Annotated in this window: 24 protein-coding genes and 1 riboswitch; of the genes, 21 read left to right on the top strand and 3 right to left on the bottom strand. The window is 37.1% G+C overall.

Going from position 1 to position 22,086, the window contains the following annotated elements:
* Window positions 1-8: 8 nt before the first annotated feature.
* From NSS71_RS18225 to NSS71_RS18210, 4 genes are read left to right on the top strand one after another with little or no spacing between them, the layout of a single operon-like run.
* Window positions 9-134 carry a hypothetical protein gene (locus tag NSS71_RS18225; RefSeq protein ID WP_268874795.1) on the top strand — a complete coding sequence of 42 codons (126 nt, stop codon included), beginning with the start codon at window positions 9-11 and terminating at the stop codon, window positions 132-134.
* Between the two features lie 12 nt (window positions 135-146).
* Window positions 147-1,583 (top strand): glycoside hydrolase family 1 protein, encoded by a 1,437-nt coding sequence (locus tag NSS71_RS18220; protein WP_047940838.1) that lies wholly within the window; start codon window positions 147-149, stop codon window positions 1,581-1,583.
* A gap of 15 nt (window positions 1,584-1,598) precedes the next feature.
* Window positions 1,599-1,919, top strand: coding sequence for a PTS sugar transporter subunit IIB (locus NSS71_RS18215; protein WP_047940837.1), 321 nt, complete (start codon window positions 1,599-1,601; stop codon window positions 1,917-1,919).
* A gap of 17 nt (window positions 1,920-1,936) precedes the next feature.
* Entirely contained in the window at window positions 1,937-2,272 is a 336-nt protein-coding gene (locus tag NSS71_RS18210; RefSeq protein WP_235844446.1) for a PTS lactose/cellobiose transporter subunit IIA, read from the top strand.
* A gap of 256 nt (window positions 2,273-2,528) precedes the next feature.
* On the opposite strand, the gene NSS71_RS18205 is transcribed toward NSS71_RS18210, so the two are convergent.
* Complete coding sequence (locus tag NSS71_RS18205; RefSeq protein ID WP_095258261.1) at window positions 2,529-3,500, bottom strand: bile acid:sodium symporter family protein; 972 nt, start codon at window positions 3,498-3,500, stop codon at window positions 2,529-2,531.
* Window positions 3,501-3,875: 375 nt separating this feature from the next.
* On the opposite strand from NSS71_RS18205, the gene NSS71_RS18200 reads away from it, so the two are divergent.
* From NSS71_RS18200 to thiW, 4 genes are all read left to right on the top strand, one after another.
* Window positions 3,876-4,643, top strand: coding sequence for an ABC transporter ATP-binding protein (locus NSS71_RS18200; protein ID WP_047940835.1), 768 nt, complete (start codon window positions 3,876-3,878; stop codon window positions 4,641-4,643).
* Between the two features lie 18 nt (window positions 4,644-4,661).
* Window positions 4,662-5,480, top strand: coding sequence for an ABC transporter permease (locus tag NSS71_RS18195; RefSeq protein ID WP_341151895.1), 819 nt, complete (start codon window positions 4,662-4,664; stop codon window positions 5,478-5,480).
* A gap of 162 nt (window positions 5,481-5,642) precedes the next feature.
* Window positions 5,643-6,665: an ABC transporter substrate-binding protein gene (locus NSS71_RS18190; RefSeq protein ID WP_095258256.1), complete on the top strand. Its 1,023-nt coding sequence runs from the start codon at window positions 5,643-5,645 to the stop codon at window positions 6,663-6,665.
* A gap of 54 nt (window positions 6,666-6,719) precedes the next feature.
* Window positions 6,720-6,829, top strand: a riboswitch (TPP riboswitch).
* A gap of 159 nt (window positions 6,830-6,988) precedes the next feature.
* The gene (gene thiW, locus NSS71_RS18185) at window positions 6,989-7,486 is read left to right on the top strand and encodes an energy coupling factor transporter S component ThiW (protein WP_047940833.1); all 498 of its coding nucleotides are present in this window, start codon (window positions 6,989-6,991) and stop codon (window positions 7,484-7,486) included.
* A gap of 302 nt (window positions 7,487-7,788) precedes the next feature.
* On the opposite strand, the gene NSS71_RS18180 is transcribed toward thiW, so the two are convergent.
* Entirely contained in the window at window positions 7,789-8,505 is a 717-nt protein-coding gene (locus tag NSS71_RS18180; protein WP_341151972.1) for a GntR family transcriptional regulator, read from the bottom strand.
* A gap of 252 nt (window positions 8,506-8,757) precedes the next feature.
* Here NSS71_RS18180 and NSS71_RS18175 point away from each other — a divergent pair, with 252 nt between their 5' ends.
* From NSS71_RS18175 to NSS71_RS18135, 9 genes are all read left to right on the top strand, one after another.
* Entirely contained in the window at window positions 8,758-9,066 is a 309-nt protein-coding gene (locus tag NSS71_RS18175) for a PTS sugar transporter subunit IIB (RefSeq protein WP_047940831.1), read from the top strand.
* A gap of 4 nt (window positions 9,067-9,070) precedes the next feature.
* Window positions 9,071-10,429, top strand: coding sequence for a PTS sugar transporter subunit IIC (locus tag NSS71_RS18170; protein ID WP_047940830.1), 1,359 nt, complete (start codon window positions 9,071-9,073; stop codon window positions 10,427-10,429).
* A gap of 19 nt (window positions 10,430-10,448) precedes the next feature.
* A complete protein-coding gene (locus tag NSS71_RS18165; RefSeq protein WP_341133401.1) occupies window positions 10,449-10,793 on the top strand; it encodes a PTS lactose/cellobiose transporter subunit IIA in 345 nt (114 codons plus the stop codon).
* Window positions 10,790-12,127, top strand: a complete 1,338-nt coding sequence (locus NSS71_RS18160; protein WP_047940828.1) for a 6-phospho-beta-glucosidase — start codon at window positions 10,790-10,792, stop codon at window positions 12,125-12,127. Before NSS71_RS18165 ends, NSS71_RS18160 begins: the two co-directional genes overlap by 4 nt.
* A gap of 53 nt (window positions 12,128-12,180) precedes the next feature.
* Window positions 12,181-12,876, top strand: coding sequence for a chitin disaccharide deacetylase (chbG, locus tag NSS71_RS18155; protein WP_047940827.1), 696 nt, complete (start codon window positions 12,181-12,183; stop codon window positions 12,874-12,876).
* 253 nt (window positions 12,877-13,129) lie between these two features.
* A complete protein-coding gene (locus NSS71_RS18150) occupies window positions 13,130-14,371 on the top strand; it encodes a PucR family transcriptional regulator (RefSeq protein WP_047940826.1) in 1,242 nt (413 codons plus the stop codon).
* Between the two features lie 162 nt (window positions 14,372-14,533).
* Entirely contained in the window at window positions 14,534-15,670 is a 1,137-nt protein-coding gene (ald, locus tag NSS71_RS18145; RefSeq protein ID WP_047940825.1) for an alanine dehydrogenase, read from the top strand.
* A 283-nt stretch (window positions 15,671-15,953) separates the two neighbouring features.
* A complete protein-coding gene (locus tag NSS71_RS18140; RefSeq protein WP_047941032.1) occupies window positions 15,954-16,895 on the top strand; it encodes an ABC transporter ATP-binding protein in 942 nt (313 codons plus the stop codon).
* Window positions 16,892-17,878, top strand: coding sequence for a DUF2705 family protein (locus NSS71_RS18135; RefSeq protein WP_144544754.1), 987 nt, complete (start codon window positions 16,892-16,894; stop codon window positions 17,876-17,878). Before NSS71_RS18140 ends, NSS71_RS18135 begins: the two co-directional genes overlap by 4 nt.
* 274 nt (window positions 17,879-18,152) lie before the next feature.
* Here the strand turns inward: NSS71_RS18135 and NSS71_RS18130 are convergent, their stop codons facing one another.
* A complete protein-coding gene (locus NSS71_RS18130) occupies window positions 18,153-18,290 on the bottom strand; it encodes a hypothetical protein (RefSeq protein ID WP_162837571.1) in 138 nt (45 codons plus the stop codon).
* Window positions 18,291-18,542: 252 nt separating this feature from the next.
* Here NSS71_RS18130 and NSS71_RS18125 point away from each other — a divergent pair, with 252 nt between their 5' ends.
* The 4 genes from NSS71_RS18125 to NSS71_RS18110 all read left to right on the top strand — a co-directional run bounded on the left by NSS71_RS18125 (window position 18,543) and on the right by NSS71_RS18110 (window position 21,985).
* On the top strand, window positions 18,543-18,869 hold the full coding sequence (locus tag NSS71_RS18125; RefSeq protein ID WP_047940823.1) for a MerR family transcriptional regulator: 327 nt from the start codon (window positions 18,543-18,545) through the stop codon (window positions 18,867-18,869).
* Window positions 18,870-19,156: 287 nt separating this feature from the next.
* Window positions 19,157-19,921 (top strand): threonine/serine exporter family protein, encoded by a 765-nt coding sequence (locus NSS71_RS18120; protein ID WP_047940822.1) that lies wholly within the window; start codon window positions 19,157-19,159, stop codon window positions 19,919-19,921.
* Window positions 19,922-19,936: 15 nt separating this feature from the next.
* Entirely contained in the window at window positions 19,937-20,395 is a 459-nt protein-coding gene (locus tag NSS71_RS18115; RefSeq protein WP_047940821.1) for a threonine/serine exporter family protein, read from the top strand.
* Window positions 20,396-20,653: 258 nt separating this feature from the next.
* A complete protein-coding gene (locus NSS71_RS18110) occupies window positions 20,654-21,985 on the top strand; it encodes a 6-phospho-beta-glucosidase (protein WP_047940820.1) in 1,332 nt (443 codons plus the stop codon).
* Window positions 21,986-22,086 lie beyond the last annotated feature (101 nt).

Here is a 22,086-nt window from a genome sequence, read left to right as displayed (position 1 = left end):
AGATAAATTTGACAATCGGATTGTATAGGATAGACGCTGTGATTCCTCATTTCTCCTATCCGGCCAATACTTGTGAGATGGTCTATGATGGATTATTAGGAATCATGAATTTAATAGTTATTTGTGAAGAGTAAGGAGGAGAAATAATGGAACAAATGAAAGTTAGTATTCCAGATCATTTTATTTTAGGAGCAGCATCATCTGCGTGGCAAACAGAAGGATGGGCTGGAAAGAAGGACTCTCAAGACTCCTATATGGATATCTGGTATAAAAATAATAAAAATGTTTGGCACAATGGCTACGGACCAGGAATCGCTACAGATTTTTACCATCGATATAAAGAAGATATCAGCATAATGCAGGAAATAGGGTTAACGCATTACCGGACATCGATCAATTGGTCTCGTTTCTTGGTGGATTATGAAAACGCAGTGGTAGATGAGGATTATGCTGGATATGTCGATAATGTTATTAATGAGCTGATAGATAAAGGTGTAGAACCAATGATTTGCTTAGAGCATTATGAATTACCGGCTGCTCTTTTTGAGAAATATGGCGGATGGAACGACAGACATGTTGTGGACTTATTCGTCAAATATGCAGAAAAAGTATTCGAGCGTTACGGGCGTAAAGTGAAGCACTGGTTTACTTTTAATGAACCAATTGTTGTGCAGACCCGTGTATATTTAGATGCAATACGTTATCCATTTGAGCAGAATACCCAAAAGTGGATGCAGTGGAATTATCATAAAGCACTTGCCACTGCTAAGGTTGTTGCCTTGTTTAAAGAAAAGCAGCTGCATGGACAAGGGGCTAAAATTGGGGTTATTTTAAATCCAGAGGTAACATATGCGAGATCTTCGGCTCCGCATGACCAAGATGCCGCCCGTATTTATGATTTATTCTTTAACCGAGTATTTCTAGATCCATCGATTAAAGGAGAATATCCAGCAGAATTAATGGATCTTTTACACAAACACAATATTTTATTTGAACATACAGAAGAAGACTTAACGGTAATAAGAAATAATACCGTTGATTATGTGGGGATTAACTTATATTATCCTCATCGCGTAAAGGCTAGAACAACGGCATGGAACGAAAATACCCCTTTTCATCCAGCTTATTATTATGAAATGTTCGATATGCCAGGCAAAAAAATGAATCCATTCCGAGGCTGGGAAATCTATCCGCAGATTATGTTTGATATGGCAACTCGCTTGAAAGAGGATTATGGCAATATTGAGTGGTTTGTGGCCGAGAATGGAATGGGTGTGGAAAATGAGTTTAAGTATAAAGACGAAAGTGAAGTAATCCAAGATGATTATCGCATTGAGTTTATTAGTGAACATCTTAAATGGTTATTAAAAGCAGTCGAACAGGGAGCAAACTGTAAAGGATATATGCTCTGGGCATTTACGGACAATGTTTCGCCCATGAATGCTTTTAAAAATAGATATGGACTAGTTGAAATTAATTTAGAAGAAAATCGAAACCGAAAATTGAAAAAGTCAGCTTTTTGGTATAAGGAAATCATTAAAGCTCGAGAAATCACCGTAAAAAATGATGATTTTATTAAATAACAGGAGGAATGAAGGATGAAAAGAATAATATTAGCTTGTGCAGCAGGTATGTCTACTTCCATTGTAGTATCAAAAATGAAGGCAGCTATTAAGGCAAGAGGCGAAGAAATTGATGTTTATGCCATTCCAGAAGGAGCAATTGCTGATGAATTAGCAACCTCAAGCGAAGGGGTAATGGCCATTCTTCTAGGACCGCAAGTACGATTTATGAAACAGGCGGCAGAAAGTGCTGCGAAACCATATGGAATTCCAGTGGATGTCATTGATACAAGATTGTACGGTACAGCTAATGGAGAGAAAATACTAGACCATGCATTATCATTAGCTAAAAATTAACCAAGAGAATAGAGGTGGTGAAATTGAATACTTTAGAGGAAATGCAGACAGCAGCTTTTCAGATTATTTCATTTGCTGGGGAAGCAAGAAGTTGTTATGTAGAAGCTATTCAGATTGCAAGAAATGGAAAAATGGACGAAGCGAAGCAAAAAATAGAAGAAGGTGTTCAATTTTACAATCAAATTCATCAAGTCCATGCTTCTCTTATCCAAAGAGAAGCTGCTGGAGAACAACTGCCATTCTCCCTTATTCTCATGCATGCAGAAGATCAAATGCTCACAACCGAAACATTAAAGATTATGGCAAGTGAGATGATAGAAATGTGTGCCATGATTATAGAGAAAAAATCATAAAAATCAACACGAAGCAGACAACATAGATTTTTATAGGGTTAGCGAGCAGAAGAAGTCAAAACCTCAAAGGCTATGTTGCGGCGACCGAAAGTCAGCCGCTTGGAAAGTGAAATGTATTTTAGTCTGCGGGTAATACCCACAAACTATTAAAAACCCAAACGATTGATAAGGAAAATATTAGTAGTATTTTCTTATCAGTCGTTTGGGATTATCCTCTGTTAGAATACTTAGAACCACCTCTTGATTTTCAAATGAATTAAGAAATTTTCCCTTCCTTTATTTTCCCTACTACAGGCTTTTCATAGACTAATTTAATAAAGTATCCATATAAAGCTGCTAGAATTTGTTGGAATAGCATACCAATCACAACGGGAACTGCTACTGCTGGAGGGAAAAAGCTCACAGCGAGAACTGCTCCTGCACTAATATTTCTCATCCCGCCAGAATAGATCATTGCTATTGTTTCTTCTTTGCTTCGTTTTGTAACTACCCCTAATATCCAGGCAAAAAAGTATCCGGATAATGCTATTACAAAAACAGTAAGTGCTACTTGGAGAAACTTTTTATCAATATTTCGTAAGTAAGGGGCTACTACAGAACTATTAATACTAACAACTAGTGCTAACCCAATTTTAGAAAAAGGGGATAGTGTATGATTCCACTTTTTCGCCTTTTCCACTGAAAACTGATTAACCATCATGCCGAAAATAGATGGCAGAACAATCATTCCAAGCAGCCCCTTCATCATCCCCCAAACCTCAAGCTGTACCGTTTCTCCTACAAAAAGGCTCATGCTTAATGGAACAAGGAACGGAGACAGCAAGGTATCGAGCAAGATAATCGCAAGAGTAAGTGCAATGTTTCCTTTATAGAGGCTAACCCAGATAACACTTGTGATTCCAGTTGGAATAACCACAGCTAACGTAAGCCCTGTAATCGTGTAAGGGTCATTTTGGAAAAATAAGTGACCAATCCCAAATGCCCACAAAGGAGTAAGAATATGTAGAATAGCCAGTGTCAAAAGCAAAGAAAGCGGATGGGTGATTGTATATTTCACTGATTTTAAGTTAGATGTCAAACTCCCTATAAAAGTCATCACTGCAAAAATCCATGGAACTAAGAAAGAGACATGATGAAGGATATCTGATAGCAATACCCCAATTAGGACACTAATCGGGGTTAAAAGGGGCATCCACTTCCCAAGAAAAGCATTCATTTTTTCTAACATATACAGGACTCCAGTTCTTGTAAAAATATAAGTTCATTTTAACATAGAAATGCTGGTGGATAAGCTGTAGTCGTGAAAATTTTCAGAATATTGATTTCGGAATAGTCTCCTGTAAAGCCATCATTTATTCGATTGAACTTTTTTCTATAATAATTACCCATTCGCCTAATTTTACATATAGTATAGCAAGAGCAAATTTAGAAGCATGGCATATTCATTGGCAATAGGGAGTTTTAAAGGCTGTTGATCACTTTTTTCTCCATTACAAGAGACCATGTGAAGGGAACGATAAATCAGCTGATTATAACAGGAACGAGAAATTGGTCTATAAAAAATCTATTAAAAATATGAATATTTTAGAACGGAGGGCTGTAATTGTATAAATTAGAGGTTAAGGACAGTAGTAAGGTTTTTCGAAAAAATGGCAAGGAGTTTTTCGCATTAAAGGATACAAATTTGCAGATTCCAGAAGGGAAATTTGTCAGTATTATCGGCCCAAGTGGATGTGGAAAATCAACACTATTTAATATAATTGCAGGATTAATAACACCATCAACAGGTCATGTCTTGTTAGACGGAAGGGACATTGTTGGAAAGAGTGGGCATGTTGGCTATATGCTTCAAAAAGACTTGCTTCTTCCGTGGAGAAATATTCTTCATAATGTGATTTTAGGATTGGAGGTAAAGGGTGTTCCTAAAAAAGAGGCGATCCAAAGAGCATTACCTTTATTAGAGAGATATGGATTGGAAGGGTTTGAAAAGCATTTTCCGGAAGAACTTTCTGGAGGAATGAGGCAGCGTGCGGCTTTGTTGCGAACATTGCTTTATGACCAAGATGTTATTTTACTGGATGAACCTTTTGGCGCCTTAGATGCACAAACACGCTTATTTATGCAGGAATGGCTTTTGCAAATATGGGGAGATTTTAAGAAAACTATTTTGTTTATCACCCATGATATAGATGAAGCCATTTTTTTATCAGATGATATATATATTTTGACGCCAAGACCAGGCACCATTAAGGAGAAGGTATCAATCCAATTACCAAGACCAAGAAATGAACAAACACTACTAGACTCTAAATTTATTCAATTAAAAGAATATGTACTACAAGCACTAAAATCAACAGAAGAAACAAAATAGGGAGGGAGGAATGGAGAGATGGAATCAAAGGATAAAACGAAGGTTCTTTATATAGAGGATGATGAGGTCATTGCCCGAAGAAAAAGGAAATTTACTCGCATTGGGCAATGGAGCTTTGGAAGTATATTTCTCCTTGCGTGGGAGCTGCTTTCCAAGTGGAAACTAATTGATTCGTATTATTGGAGCAGTCCATCAACAATATGGAAGACGGGTTATATAGCTTGGACAGAAGGATCTTTATGGAGTGATTTATTATATACCTCTGGTGCGACTATCTTTGGTTTTGGACTAGGAACCTTCTTTGGCGCCCTATTAGGACTTTCCTTTTGGTGGTCTTACTATTATGCACGTATTTCAGAACCTTATTTAATTGCCTTTAATGCAGTACCGAAGCTAGCTCTTGCACCAGTTCTTGTTATTTTATTTGGAATAGGGTTTAGCTCCAAGGTAGTTCTTGCCTTTATGATGACTATTATTACAACAGCTCTTGCTGCTTACAGTGGAGTGAAGGCAGTAGATAAAGATTTAGAAAAATTAATGTATTCCCTTGGTGCAAAGAAATGGCATGTTTTCACTAAAGTTGTCATACCAACGACAATGCCGTGGATTGTAAGCAGTTTGAAAATTAACATAGCATTAGCATTGGCTGGTACAATTGTCGGGGAATTTATCAGCTCTAGACAAGGGATTGGCCGAATGATCCTATATGCTGGGCAGATTATGAATATCAATCTTGTCTGGGTGGGCGTAGCTGTGCTGTCTATTCTTTCGATTGTGATGTACTTTGCTACAGTATGGATAGAAAAGCTTCTTTTGCGAGGAAGAAATGCGGAATAAAATATTTTCCCCTTTGAAAAGAACATAAAGAGAAAAATGTTCCATATATATGAAATAGAATATGTATTTCCATTATCCGCAATATACTTCTGGTTCATCTTCATTTTCTTATCTACTACTAAATTTCCCATTCTATTCATATATGAAAAAGGGGGCTTTGCCTTGAAAAAGTGGAGGCTTTTTCTGCTTATGTGTCTTAGTTTCGTCTTAATCCTTGCAGGATGTTCTTCAAAAGAAGAAAAGGGAACGAAGGATGGATTGAGGAAGATTGTTATTTCAGAGCCAGTACATTTGATCGGCTATCTTCCACTGTATGTTGCCATAGAAGAAGGTTATTTTAAAGAAGAGGGATTGGAAGTAGAAGTCATTACAGCAACAGGAGGTGCCCATGTTACATCCGTTGTTAGTGGTGATGCCTGGGGTGTTATGGGCGGACCAGATTCTGTGCAAATGGCCAATTTAGGAAGCTCTGATCCGATTCAGTCAGTAGTAAACGTCGTTAACCGCGCTAATGTTTATTTGATGGGAAACTCAGAGGAAACGATTGATGGTACAAACGATGAAGAGCTGGCAGCTTACTTAAAAGGAAAAGTTATTGCAGCTGGGCGCTATGGTGGTAGTCCCAATCTTTTAACTAGATGGCTGTTAATGGAGCTAGGTTTAGATCCGGAAAAAGATGTGAAGTTAGAAGAACCAGCTGATGCCAGTGCAGTAGTTTCCCTTGTAGAATCCGGAAATGCCGATATTGCTAATGGTGGAGAACCGCAAATCACAGAAGGAATGAAAAAGGGAGCATGGAAAGAGCCATTCTACAGTTTTGCCAGTTTGGGAGACTATCCTTATTCTGTTGTCAGTGTAAAAAAATCCACAATTGAGAAAGAGCCGGAAGTTGTGGAAAGCTTTGTAAAAGCTGTTTTAAAAGGACTTAAGAAGGTGGATGAAGACCCAGACCTATCCATGAAAGTGTTAAAAGCAGAATTTCCATCTACATCAGATGAGATTTTACAAGCATCTTTGGATCGTGCTTATGCTGATGAATTATGGAGCAAGGACGGTTACATCTCAGAGGAAGCTGTTGCAAAACCAATGGATGTTGTCGAGAAAACGGGTGTCTATACGGAAGGCTATAAATACGAAGAATTAATCGATATGCAGTTTGTGGATAAATTGTCCAAGAAACAATAAGAATAATTCTTTGCGTCCTAAATGAAATAAGTTAAAATGAAGGTATAAGCATATATGGACTACTAGGGGTGCCAGTTGGTGGCTGAGAGAAAAACAAATTCGTTTTTTAACCCTAACGACCTGATCTGGATCATACCAGCGTAGGGAAGTAGCGGATTCACTCTATTTCTTTTGACTTTAGCAGTCAGGTCTATTTAGATCTGGCTTTTTTAGTTTGTGAAAAGCCGTCGTTTAATAGCCCTGTAAGCCTTTTGGGTCTAGTCAATAGAAGGTTTGCTTAGTCTCCATGCTTAAAACTATTTTGAGTGGAGGAAATAATTACGATGAAAAGAATTAAATTATTGGTGATTATGGCCATGTTTACGGCAATTGGGACATATGGCTCAACCTTAGTATGGTTTCCGGCAGGTATTGCCAAGGCATATCCTGTTCAGCATGCTTTAAATGTAATAGCGGGAGCAATACTTGGACCGGTTCCAGCAGTTATCATTGCTTTTGCTACTTCCTTGTTAAGAAACCTATTAGGAACGGGATCCTTATTAGCATTTCCGGGAAGTATGATAGGTGCACTTTTGGCAGGCTATCTATTTCATAAAACAGCTAAGCCAATCTTTGCAGCTTTAGGTGAATTTATTGGAACAGGCGTCATCGCCTCCTTAGTGGCAGTACCATATGCATCGTTTTTCTTAGGGACAAAAACGGGTGCTCTATTTTATTTGCCATCCTTTGCTGTTAGCAGTTTTGCAGGATCCATCATTGGTGTCATCTTAGTAAGTCGTTTAGTAAAAATAAAATCAATTCAAATGTTAACTCAAAATTAGCAGCATAATAGATGAAGGACCGGTTAGAACATACTTATGGGATAACCGGTCTTTTTGTGGATAAATATATTGATTTTGTGGATAGTATGTGGATAACGTAGGTAATTTTTATTGTATTTGTGGAAAACTAAGTAGGAATCAGGTGATATTTAGTAGAAGAAAAGATGTTCTGTGGATTTATTGTGGAAAACTAAGCGAGGGAGAAGGCTGGGAAAGGGAAGTTAGAATGAAGAGAATAGAGGAAAAACAGTTGGAACAAAAAAGGATATTTGTTATTACAAATATCCTTTTGATTGCCTTCTTCAATAATTCCGCTCAATAACAAAGTGTGCTCTGTCTCCTCGGAAAATAGTTTTGGAATATTCAATGGCAGTTTCATCTTCTGCATAAGCAAAGGTTTCAAGTAGAAAGCAAGGGGATCCTGCAGGAATTTCCAATTTCTTAGAAATAGTGTCATCTGCTAAAACTAATTCTAAGTGCTCTATTGTTTTGCGGATTTTTATATTATACTTCGTTTCCAGTATTTTGTATAAAGACTTTTCGCAAGCAGCGCTATCTAATCCTGGTGCCTTGTGCCAAGGCAGATAAGAGATTTCATATTGTAGTGGAGCATCATTTACATAGCGCATGCGTTCTAAGCAGTTAACGGGATCCCCTATATTTTGATTGAATTGCTTGGCTAGAAAATCGGTCGCTTCAATAACCTTCAGCTGAAGCACCTTGATAGACGGGGCTTTCCCTTGCAAAGTAATTTGTTCAGAGAATTGCTCTACTGTACTAGTTAAAGATTGTTTGATTTTATTTTCGGCTACAAAGGTACCTTTCCCTTGTACTCGATAAACATAGCCCTCAACTGTTAGTTGTTGAAGGGCTGTGCGAATCGTTGTTCTGCTGACACCGAATGTGTTACAAAATTCAGCTTCGGTTGGTAATTTAGTATTTGGTTGATATTCGCCGCTTTTAATCATGTCGATAATGGACTCTTTTACAATCGAGTGTAGCGCAGCATCTTTGTTCATTTCTTCCACAATCGTTTCCCTCCATATTGTCCCTAAATATAGAATATCTTTTCTATTCCTAATAAGCAAATAAATAACAAATTTGTAATAACAAATAAATTTGTATTGAAATATGTCGTATTTGTTATTACAATATAAATATAAGATGTTACTACTTTCCTAAGAAGGGTGGCTGATAAAAAGACGTACGAAAGGAAACATTTTTTAGAATAAAATATCGGAATAATCTATCAATTAAAAGGGGATGGAATAGTGAATATTTTACTATGTTGTTCAGCCGGAATGTCTACAAGTTTATTAGTTTCAAAGATGGAGCAAAGTGCCAGAAACCAAGGGATAGACTGCAAGATTTGGGCAATAGCAGCCTCAGAAGTGAACAACGAGATAGAGAAAGCTGATGTTATTTTGTTAGGTCCTCAAGTACGATTTCTATTACCACAAGTAAAAAAGGCCGGCGACCAAAGAGGAATTCCAGTTGCAACAATTAATCCACAGGACTATGGATTATGTAATGGTGAAAAAGTGTTAGAACATGCCACAGCTTTAATAAAGGGGGAATAAAGAGATGATGGGATTTATTGAAAAATATATTATGCCTTTTGCATTAAAGCTTGGTAATCAAAGACATTTGCTTGCTATCAGGGATACGTTAATTGGAATGATTGCTATTACCATTGTAGGTTCATTTGCTGTACTTTTTAATAATCTCGGTCAAATTATTCCCCCTTATGGAAAAATGATGGAAGCAATATTCGGAGCTAACTGGTCGACTTTGGGCGGGGACATATGGTTTGGAACATTTGCTTTTCTTTCTGTATTTGCAGTCTTTGGGATTTCCTATAAATTAGCTAGATCCTATGGGGATGAAGGGTTTGAAGCAATGCTTATTTCTGCTGCATGTTTCTTTTTACTTTTGCCCCAAACAGCAAGTGTCACGTTACCAATAGATGAAGCCGCTACTGAAACAGTTGCAGGTGGAGTCTGGGGGCTAGTATCTGTCAATTACTTCAATGCCACTGCCCTTTTTACTGCTATTATCGTAGCGATAATCGCTACAGAAATTTTCTTGCGCTTATCGAAAATCAAGGCTTTAATCATTAAAATGCCAGATGGAGTACCGCCGGCTGTTTCTAAATCCTTTGCTAAATTAGTACCAGGTATGGGAACTATTTTTCTAGTTGGCGTGTTTGGCGTTATCTTCAGAATGATAACAGATGGAAAAGTTCTAAATGATTGGTTAAATACGGTTATTGTCTCTCCATTAACAAATGCAGTTGATTCCCTTCCATTTGCAGTATTAATTGTTTTATTAGTGCATTTATTCTGGATGGTTGGACTTCATGGTCCAAACATATTAGGTGGGATTACGACACCATTATTTGAAAAAACAGGAGCAGAAAACATTGATTTAGCTCAATCAGGAATTCAAGCATTAGGAGAATATCATATTTTAGCTGGATCCTTCCTAGATGCATTTGTTTACTTGGGCGGATCAGGTGCTACTTTAGGATTAATTATTGCGATGATAATTGCAGGGAGAAAACGGTATAAACAAATGATTGGTCTTGGCGGGGCGCCTGGGGTATTCCAAATTAATGAACCAATCCTTTTTGGTTTGCCAATCGTCTTAAACCCTATTTGGTTTATTCCATTTGTAATTGGGCCAGTTATTACAACTGTCATTTCTTATCTTGCTGTGCAGTATGGCATCGTTCCACCGGTAACGGCTAAGATTCCATGGGTTACACCACCGATAATTGGCGGGTACTTAGCGACGGGGGGAAGCTTTTGGGGAGCTGGTTTGGCAGCATTAAATTTACTGATATCAACAGTTGTTTATTTACCATTTGTTTATGCACAAGTAAAAATTGATTCCAAAAATAAAACAGAGCTTACGAAAGATTCGGATTCAGTTAGTCTCTAAAGGAAAGAAGGGTGCAAACATGAATAAGGAAGAATTATACCAACTCTCCTTTCAGCTGATATTACATAGTGGAAATGCGAGAAGCTTTGCGATGGAAGCAATTCAAGACGCGAAAAAAAAGGATTTTGCTGAAGCCAAAAAGAAGATAACAGAGTCGGAAACAGAACTATCGGAGGCTCATAAAATCCAGACCAAATTACTCCATCTTGAAGCCGGCGGAGATCAATTTATGATTCCGATTATTCTTATTCATGCACAGGATCACTTAATGAATGCAATGACATTGAAGGATCTTGCGGTTGAAATAATTGATTTACGGCAGGAGTGTATGCAACAGACAACGAGAAAGGGGTCGGTAGAATGAGTCGCGGTTTAAAAATTGTAACTATTGGAGGTGGCTCAAGCTATACACCGGAACTAATAGAAGGCTTTATTAAATATCATAACGAGTTACCAGTTAAAGAAATTTGGCTGGTAGATATTGAGGAAGGAAAGGAAAAGTTAGAAATTGTTGGGGAGCTTGCGCGTAGAATGGTAAAGAAAGCGGGAGTTTCTATTGATATTCTTCTTACGCTGGATCGAAAAAAGGCTCTGGAGGGAGCGGATTTTGTGACAACACAATTACGAGTCGGTCAGCTCGCTGCAAGAGCACTTGATGAAAAAATTCCTTTGAAGTATGGAGTCATCGGACAGGAAACAAATGGACCTGGGGGGTTATTTAAAGCTTTTCGAACTATTCCGGTTATTTTAGAAATAGCGAAAGAAATGGAGGAGCTTTGTCCGAATGCCTGGCTCATAAATTTTACAAATCCAGCTGGAATGGTAACAGAAGCAGTTCTTCGCCACAGTCGTATCACAAAAGTTGCTGGCTTGTGTAATGTGCCAATCGGGATGGAACGGGGGGTTGCTGATTTACTAGCAGTTGATCCTGCCAGAGTAAGAATTGATTTTGCAGGGTTAAATCATATGGTTTACGGCCTAGACGTTTATATAGATGGTAAAAGTGTAAAGGAACAGGTCATTAAGTTAATCACAGATCCGGAAAAGGCTATTACGATGCAAAATATTCACGCGATGGGCTGGGAACCCTCGTTTTTAAGAGGATTGAATTTATTTCCTTGCCCTTATCACAACTATTATTATAAAACAGGAGATGTGCTCGCCCAGGAATTAAAGGAAGCAGAAAAGGGGAAAACGCGAGCAGAGGTTGTACAGAAGTTAGAAGAGGGGTTGTTTGAATTATATAAAGACCCAGAATTAGCGATTAAACCCCCTCAGTTAGAAAAGCGCGGAGGAGCTTACTATAGTGACGCTGCTGTACGTTTAATTTGCTCTATTTATACAGATAAATGTGATATTCAAGCGGTGAATACTGCTAATCATGGTGCCATTACAGGAATTCCATATGAATCAGCGGTAGAAGTAAGCTGTATAATTACCAAGGATGGTCCCAAGCCAATAGCAGTTGGAGAACTTCCAGTAGCAGTTCAAGGATTAGTAACCCAAATCAAGTCCTTTGAAAGGGTAGCGATAGAAGCAGCTATTTCCGGTAACTATGATAAAGCATTGCTTGCTATGACCATTAATCCCCTTGTCCCAAGCGATCGAATTGCTAAACTGATCCTAGATGAGATGCTTGAAGCACATAAGGAATATTTACCACAGTTTTTCACGGAAAAGGAAAGTATTCGTATGTAAAAGCGGAGTTATGCTGAATGAAACACATGACTAGCTTTAAAGGAGACGAATCCATGACAAAAATAATCATTAATGCAGATGATTTTGGTTTTAGCCGAGGAGTCAATTATGGAATTGTTGATTCCCATCTTAAGGGAATTGTTACTTCCACAACCATGATGATGAATGCAAAAGCGACAAAGCATGCCATCACCTTAGCAAAGGATACACCTTCTTTAAAGGTTGGCGTCCATCTTGTATTAACATGGGGAAGGCCACTTTTACATGATGTTCCAACACTTGTAGATGAAGCAGGTAATTTTAAAAAGCAGACATTGGTATATGGTGATCCAGAATCTATAAGCTTAGATGATTTAGAAAGAGAATGGACAGCACAAATTGAAAAATACCTTGCTGCCAATCTTACTCCTTCTCATTTAGATAGTCATCATCATGTGCACGGAATAAAAGAATTCTATCCAGTGATAAAAAGGTTATCAGATAAGTATGAGATACCTGTGAGAAATGCAGGTTCTCATTTTACGGATATTCAAATATTAACCGATATTTTTTTTGATGATTTCTATGGTGATGGAATTACAGAGAATTATTTTGAAAAATTAGGAGAGCGTGTGGAACTTGGAAAAAGCATTGAAGTAATGACACATCCCGCTTATATAGATGAGACATTAATGCAAGAATCATCTTATAATATGCAAAGGATAAAAGAAACAAAGATATTAATGGAAACAAGCCTAATAAACGGCTAATTTAATCCTGCATGACAGACCTTTCAAAGGAGTAAATTCTTTTGAGAGGTTTTTTGTTGGGGGAAAGATAAAAGGGAAACAACCTCTAATGCTTTTTACTAGAGAGAACAAGCAAATGAGAAGTGACACTGTTTTGGCCGAAAGAATATAATCTTCTAAAGATTCTTATTGTTGAAAGCGTTATAAACGAGATAAAATAAAGATATAACAAGATTGAACGATTTTAGTAAGCGTTTTGGAGAGGAGTAGATGGATGACAGCTGAGCCGCGAAACCCGTTTAGAAGGGATATGTATGATTCCCTTGAAAGTTTTGTAGATCATGTTAGTGAATTATTAGGATGTCCGATTACGTTGGAGGATCCTCATCATCGTGTGCTAGTATACAGCAGTCATGACGAAGAAACGGATATGGTCAGAATCTCTACCATAATTAGCCGCAGGGTTCCGGAGAGAGTAATCAATCGTTTATGGAAGGATGGAGTGATTCCGCAGCTTCTTCAAAGTAAAAAGCCAATTCGAATTAAAGAGAAAAAGGAAATCGGCCTTGGAAATCGGGTGGCAGTTTCCATTTGGAGAGGGGAGGAGGTAATCGGATATATTTGGGCCATTGAAATGGGTACCCCTCTAACAGAGGAAAAGATGGGGTTTTTAGAGAACGCGGCGTCAGTAGCGCGTCATTTATTGTCACGCTTTGCTAGAAGCAAAACTCCTACTTTACAGGACAATCAAGAATTTTTTTGGAGAATGTTAACTGGGTATGTGAAAGAGACAGATATAGACGAAAAATTAAAGGAAATGGGAATGCCTGCAGCAGCTTGCTTTACGGTGATGATTTTTCCGTTTTCTAAAATGATTACAAAGGAAATAGAAAAGCATATCCTCTATCTATTGAAGGTATCCCAAGATGTAAAAATTTCTTTCTCCACTATTGAAGATAACGAATTAATTATTTTGGCAACTCCCCTTGAGGATAACGGGGATTCTATTGCTTGTTATAAAAAATTTATTAGTAGTTTTCAACAAAACCTAGAAGAAAGATTTTCTATTAAAGAAGTAAGGGGGTCCTTTGGAGGAATTTACAAACAGTATCGAGATATACCAAAGAGTTTCAGAGAAGCGAGGACTGTTTTAGAGGTACGTGAGAAATTCCCTCAGGAAGCAGGGGCATTCGTTCACTACCAAGAGTTAGGTATCTATCAGTTTTTAGATATCCTCTTAGAAAAACGAAGACAAGATGGATCGGAAAACGTTGCCATTCGAAATCTAAAAAAATATGATTCAACCCATCATACAGAATTATTAGCAACCTTAGAAGCTTATTTAGATGAAAGTGAAAATATTCAAAAGACAGCTGCACGTTTGCACATCCATCCTAATACGCTTACTTATCGTTTAAAGCGGATGGTAGAAATCATGGAAGTGGATTTGTCGGTGCCTAGTCAAAAATTTATGATCTACTTAGATTTAAAATTAATGCATTGGCAGAAAGAATAGAAATAGGATTAGAAACCTTTCCTCTTTTCCCTTTGTGTTTTTTCACAAATGAGCGATTTTTGTTTCATTAATTTTAACAAAGATAATTTTCTGAATTCGTCCTATTATAATATTAAGACAACTAACAATTAGTGTTAGTTTTTATAACAAGGGGGAATTCTCATGATTATTGGTATCCCAAAGGAAATTAAAAACAATGAAAATAGGGTCGCAATTACTCCTTCCGGTGTGTCTTATTTAAAGAATGGGGGCCACGAAATTTTAGTAGAACAAAATGCAGGAATCGGCAGTGGCTTTACAGATGAAGAATATGCGGCGGCAGGTGCGCAGATAATTGACTCAGCTGCTCAAGTATGGAATACAGCAGAAATGATTATAAAAGTAAAAGAACCGCTCGCTTCAGAATACCAATATTTCCGCAAAGGACTTATTTTATTTACGTACTTACATTTAGCGGCAGAACAGGAACTAGCAAAGGCGTTAACGGAGAATGGCGTGACTGGAATCGCTTATGAAACAATTGAAGTAAATGGTAAATTACCATTATTGACACCAATGAGTGAGGTTGCAGGAAGAATGGCTGTTCAAATTGGTGCTCAGTTCTTAGAAAAGCCTCATGGAGGAAAGGGAATCTTATTAGCAGGTGTCCCTGGTGTCAAAAAAGGGAATGTAACCATCATTGGCGGTGGAGTTGTGGGAATGAATGCAGCGAAAATCGCCATTGGCTTAGGGGCGAATGTAACGTTGTTAGACTTAAATCCAGAAAGATTAAGAGAGTTAGATAATCAATTTGGTGCAAGCCTAAGTACTGTTATTTCTAACCCAGCAAACATTGAAGAAGCTGTAGTGAATGCAGATTTGGTGATTGGTGCTGTATTAATTCCAGGTGCAAAGGCACCGAAGCTAGTAACAGAAGCGATGGTGAAGAAGATGGCTCCAGGTTCTGTTATTGTGGATGTGGCAATTGATCAAGGTGGGATTTTTGAAACAGTAGATCATATCACTACCCATGATAATCCTACCTATGTGAAGCATGGAGTTGTGCATTATGCTGTAGCAAATATGCCTGGTGCTGTTCCGAGAACATCTACGATTGCCTTAACAAATGTAACAATGCCATATGCACTTCAAATTGCTAATCTAGGCGCAGTAACAGCAATTGAAACGAATTACGCTATTAAACAAGGTGTAAATACTTTTGCTGGACAAATCACCTCTGCTCCAGTAGCGAAAGATCTTGGTTATGAGTATAAATCAGTTCAAGAACTTATTAACAATTTATCAACAACCACTGTTTAATAATTCTATAAGAATAGCCACAACCGTTCCCTCTGAATAAATCAAAGGCGAGCGGTTTTTTTATTTGTTTTTCCTAAGAGTTATAGCAAATTTGGCCTGCTCTCATTAGAAAAAACATGTAATCAGCCAGTCTGTTGTCATATTGGAGAAAAAAATTTCCAAAAAAGTTTATTTAATTGAAACTTTTTTGGAAAAAAATCGTATTAGTATACGGAAAGTGAAGGAATACATCTTGTGGGTAGAGGGAACTACTTTAGAGCAATTATATAGAAGGGAGAAAAAAATGAGCTTAAATGCATTAGAAGTCACAAATCTCACTAAGAGAATTAAAGGCAGGAACATTGTTGATAATGTTAGTTTTTCTGTGGAAAAAGGGGAGATATTTGGGTTATTAGGTCCAAACGGAGCGGGGAAAACAACGATTATCCGCATGATTGTTAATCTAATAAATAGAACGAATGGAAAAGTGGTCATAGATAGCTATAACGTGGATGAGAATTTTTCAGAAGCGATGAGCAGCTTAGGTGCGATCGTAGAAAATCCTGAGTTCTATAAATATATGAGTGGATATAAGAATTTAAAGCATTATGCAAGAATGGCTAAAGAGCCAATTTCGGAAGAACGCTTTAATGAAGTAATTAAACTAGTAGGATTAGAAAATGCCATTCATCAAAAAGTGAAGACCTATTCACTTGGTATGAGACAGCGCCTTGGGGTTGCGCAGGCGTTATTACATAAACCAGCTCTTCTTATTCTAGATGAACCTACAAATGGTTTAGACCCCCAAGGGATTCGCGAATTTCGTGATTATTTGCATTTATTGGCGAGCGAAGGGATTTCTGTTTTAGTATCTTCTCACCTTTTATCGGAAATGCAATTAATGTGTCATCGATTTGCGATTATTGAAAAGGGAAAATTAATTCATATCTCCAATATGGATGAAACGGTTTCGGAAGAAGAAGTAAGTGTAAGGGAAGTAACGTTTGAATTAGACTCGCCGGAAAAAGCGGTTGAACTCCTTCGTAATAGTGAATATGAAGTCGAAGAAAGCTCCGTAAAAGGCAGCGAGTTGATGGCGAAGCTGCCTAAAGATTCAATTCCTCTTGTTAATAAGCTGTTTGTCGAGAACAATGTTGCCGTATACGGCATTTATGTTGTAAAAGCTACATTAGAGGATCGCTTCTTAGAAATAACCAATCAGAAGAGAGAGGAGGAAACAAAATGATTGGATTAGTACAAAATGAACTTATAAAGATTTGGGAAAAGAAAAACAGCTGGATATTTCCGATCATTCTCTTATTTGCCCTTATTGGCGGAAGTTTCTTGGAAACGAAGATAACTCCCCAATATAAAGGAGATGACTGGCGAGCGAAAGTGCAAGCGGAAATAACCGAGCTGGAACAGAAGCTGCCTACAGCTAAGACAGAGGATAGTCTAATAGAAAGTGGAAAAGATTTTGATTGGGATGATACGAAAGAATCGATTGAAATGAAAATCCAAGATTATCAAAATAATTTAAAGCAGGATGTCAGTCCATATTCAACTACTTGGTCCAATATGAATGGAATGGTTATTGGCATGAAGTCTCTAGTAACTTTATTTGTGGTAATTATATGCGCGGGCAGCGTTTCCTCGGAATTCTCTGATGGAACCATTAAGCAATTGCTGATTCGACCGTATAAACGTTGGGCAATCCTTTTATCTAAATATATTGCTTTATTGATATATACTGCCATTTTAGTTGCATTTTTAATGATTGTTGGCTATTTAGTAAGTATTGTTTTCTTTGGAGTAGGAAATTTTGAAGATAAAGTGCTTGTTTTTGGGACAGTTGACCAGATTGTAGCAAGTGGTGGACCGTTCTTTTTGAAAAGCATCCTATATTATTTACCGGGATTATTGTTTGTATTAACTTTATCCTTTATGCTATCGACATTATTTAAAAATCAGGCAATTGCAGTGGGTGTTGGGGTATTTATATTGTTTGTATCCTCAACAATTGGCCAAATTATTCAATCATTAGCTGAAAAGTATGCATGGCTAAAATTGTTAGTGTTCCCACATTTAGACCAAACGATTTTCTTGTTTGAAGATAAAATAATCGAAACAGTAACCATGCCGATGTCTTTAGGTATCTTATTTGTTTACTATGCAATAATCATGATCATCACTTTTTGGTTTTTCAAAAAGAAGGATGTTAGTATTTAATGAATCATCACCATCTGTTAGTTCCCCATTTTAATGGGTTACTAACAGATGGTTTTTTTTTATATTATAAAAAATAGACAATCACTTGCGATTGTAGGTAAATTCTTATAAAATGATGTTAGGTTTATTAACAATTAGGTGACATGATTTGTTTCTTTGAAAATAAATGAATGATAGAATCGCTGTTTATAAACATAAAGGGGAATCCATCAATCAATTTTGATTGGGAATTCCTCTATATAACAACATGAATTGTAAAGGTTATACAGTTTGTTTAGCTATTCTGAACAATTCGAAGAAGTTCATGGGCGTGTTCACCCGCAACTTCTGCTAAGTGTTCCCAAATCTCGTCTCTCAAAAGATCAAGTTCCACAATCTTTTTAGCTAAATCGACTGCTTCTTTGGTTATCATCTAAGAAGGCTCCTCTCCATTTACAAAAAATAATACCGATTACCTATTCCTTGGCTGAAAATTAAAAAATATCGTTTATACATTTAGCATTTTAACGGAAAATATAGAAAAAATCATTGAAAATGTAAGGAAATCTTACCTATTTTTTTAATTTTGTGTTAGGAAATATAACAAAAGGTATTTTTCTTTATCTGAAAAGTATTATAATTAAGATAAATGAGAATACTACTTTACTTCATGAGGTGAGATGTAATGGATCATGAACCATCCTATAAGAAAAGAAAGGTCATTACTATTGGTGTTGTAAGTGAACTAACTGGATTAACGGAAAGACAAATTCGATATTATGAACAGCGAAAATTAATTTTTCCGGAGAGACCAGAAAGAGGAAATAGAAAATATTCATTCTCTGATGTAGAAAGACTAATTGAGATTGCTAATAAACGAGAAGAAGGCGTTCGAACACATGAAATTAGACAAGAGATTATGAAAAAAAACAAGGAAGAAGAAGAGCGGAAAGTCAAAAAGCAAATGCTCCGTGGTCAAATCAATGCGAGATTTGGCATCCAGAACGATTAATAAAAAACACTATATGTTATTTTTTTAGTCCATTTGATGTCATAATGGACTTTTTATTTTGGAAAAAATTTTTTTCACTCTTCTGTTTTGTTAATAAAAATTCCTCCATTTTATTTTCCCTTCAATTATTGATAAAATAGCCATATTTCATATAAACTGTAATTTGTTGCTTATGATAAAAATAGCTTTTTAAAATGATCAATAAAGAATGCTAAAAGTACTGATGAGATAAAGCGTCTAATGGAGGATCTTAAGAGTACCTATACTGTTTTAGTTGGAGAGATAGTATGACATATATATCAGTGGAAAAAACATATGACATTATGGAGATCTGCATATTAGCAGGAAGTATTATGCTCCAAAATGGAGCGGAGACCCATCGAGTAGAAGATACAATGACAAGAATAGCAACTGCATATGGCGTGACCGATTCTGACTGCTTTGTAACCCCAACAGGCATTATTTTATCGTTAGAAGGGGTAGAACCGACAAAGACGAAATTAAATCGGATTATTGAGCGGACGACTAATTTAGAAAAGGTAGCTCGAGTAAATGATATTTCACGTAAAATAAGCACAGGAACAGTGAGTATGAAGGAAGCGTACCATTTATTGAAAGATGTGGAAGATGAAAAATGTACGTATTCGGATTCCTTTCAAGTCATCGCAGCTGCCATTGCAAGTGGCTGTTTTTTAATTATGTTTGATGGAGTTTGGGGCGATTTTATCCCTGCATTGCTAGCTGGTGGTTTAGGCTTTTTGTGTTCCTTGTATTTTCATAAGGCTTTGCAAATAAAGTTTTTTGCTGAGCTCTCGGCAGCATTTGTTATTGGACTAGTAGCTTTTTTCTCTGTTTCCATTGGTTTTGGTCAAGAGGTAGATAAGATTATTATCGGCTCTGTAATGCCGCTTGTACCAGGTTTGCTTATTACGAACGCGGTGCGGGATCTAATAGCAGGTCATTTAGTATCTGGTATTTCAAAAGGGGCAGAGGCCTTTTTAACAGCTACAGCAATTGGTTCAGGGATTGCCGTTGCATTTTTTGTTTTTTAAGGAGAGGAATAAGTAATGAATGAATTTTTAGCACAGGCAATAACTAGCTTTGTTGCAACGTTTGGCTTTGGAATTATTTTTCATATTCCTCGGAAATTATTAATTCAATGCGGATTTGTAGGAACAATTGGATGGATGGCATATTGGACAATTGTTCATTTTCATCAAAATGAAGTAATTGCGGCCTTGTCAGGCTCCTTTCTTGTCGCCGTCATAAGTCAAGTGTTCGCCCGAATATATAAATCACCAGTTATTATATTTAGTGTCGCAGGAATCATTCCTTTAGTTCCGGGGGGAACTGCTTATAATGCGATGCGTAATTTTGTCGAGAATAATTATTATGTAGCGGTAAGCTTAGCAGCAAAGGTCTGCTTAATTTCAGGATCTATTGCAATGGGTTTAATGTTTTCGGAAGTAATTAATCAATTAATATTTCGGGCAAACGCTCGGAAAAAGTCACTTGATAAAGGGTAAAGCCCCTTTATCAAGTTTTTTTTAAGCAATAAAGCAAAGTAATTCTATTGTTCTTTTCTAAAAGGGAGGCAGAATCCTTGTGAAACAACACGTTTCTCTTTTGGAACACGTTCCATTATGTGTGAAAAAGTCCTAATTCCCAGCATCCTATTTACTCGGGTCTAGTTAGACGTTAAGGTTGTAAGTGAAGAGACATTCATTTAATCGGTAATTTTGTAAGGGATTGCAGAAATAAGTAGAAAAGGAAGGCGATCTATTATGGGAAAAGGGATTAAAATTGTTACTATCGGCGGTGGGTCAAGCTACACACCTGAATTAGTGGAAGGGTTTATTAAGAGATATGATTCATTACCTGTGCGGGAACTATGGTTAGTAGATATTCCTGAAGGAGAAGAAAAGCTTAATATTGTTGGAAATCTAGCGAAGAGAATGGTGAAGAAAGCAGGTTTACCAATTGAAATTCACTTAACTCTAGACCGAAGAGAAGCGCTTAAGGATGCAGATTTTGTTACAACTCAATTTCGAGTTGGCCTACTAGCTGCACGTGCTAAAGATGAAAGAATCCCTCTAAAGTATAATGTGATTGGGCAAGAAACGAATGGTCCAGGAGGGCTGTTTAAAGGATTAAGAACCATTCCTATCATTTTAGATATTGTAAAGGATATGGAAGAGCTGTGTCCAAACGCTTGGCTCATTAACTTTACAAACCCAGCTGGAATGGTAACAGAAGCTGTTCTTCGTCATAGTAATTGGAAGAAGATTGTCGGGCTATGTAATGTACCGATTTCTATTCAAATGGGTATCGCTAAGCTGTTAGAAGTAGAATCTAGTCGTGTGCATGTTGACTTTGCTGGCTTGAACCATATGGTATTTGGGTTAAATGTATATTTAGATGGGAAGAACATTACGCCAGACTTTTTAGAGAAAATGTCGAAGCATAAAAGTGATACGATGAGGAATATTGCTGCTATTGACTGGGAGCCAGACTTTATTAAAGCATTAGGAGTTATTCCTTGTGGATATCACCGTTATTATTATAAGCAAGCAGAAATGCTGCAAAATGAGTTGGAGGAAGCAGCAGAACAAGGTACACGTGCTGAAGTCGTTCAGCAATTAGAAAAAGAGCTGTTTGAACTTTATAAGGATGAAAACTTAGATAAAAAACCGCCGCAGCTAGAAAAAAGAGGTGGTGCTTATTATAGTGATGCAGCTTGCAGCTTAATTGATTCTATGTACAATGACAGAAGAGATATTCAGCCTGTCAATACAATAAATAATGGAGCTATTGCAAGCATTCCAAATGAATCAGCTGTAGAAATTAGCAGTATTATCACAAAAGACGGACCAAAACCGATTGCGATCGGTGATCTGCCTGTTGCAGTTCGCGGACTTGTTCAACAAATTAAGTCCTTTGAAAGAGTGGCGGCAGAAGCGGCAGTTACAGGAAGTTATCATACCGCATTATTAGCTATGACGATTAATCCGTTGTTGCCGTCAGACAAAGTGGCAAAACAAATTTTGGATGAAATGCTAGAAGCACATAAAGAGCACTTACCGCAATTTTTCAAAGAAGAAGTAGTATCTTCATAAGATAAGATTAAATGGCTATGTATTCGGGAATCCCGTAATACATAGCCATTTTTTTATTCCGCTATAGCGGATAGTATTTTGGAAGAATAAGAATTGTCTCC

Source organism: Niallia sp. FSL W8-0951, assembly GCF_038006525.1.
GTDB lineage: Bacteria > Bacillota > Bacilli > Bacillales > Cytobacillaceae > Niallia > Niallia circulans.
This window is presented reverse-complemented; position numbering and strand designations above follow the sequence as displayed.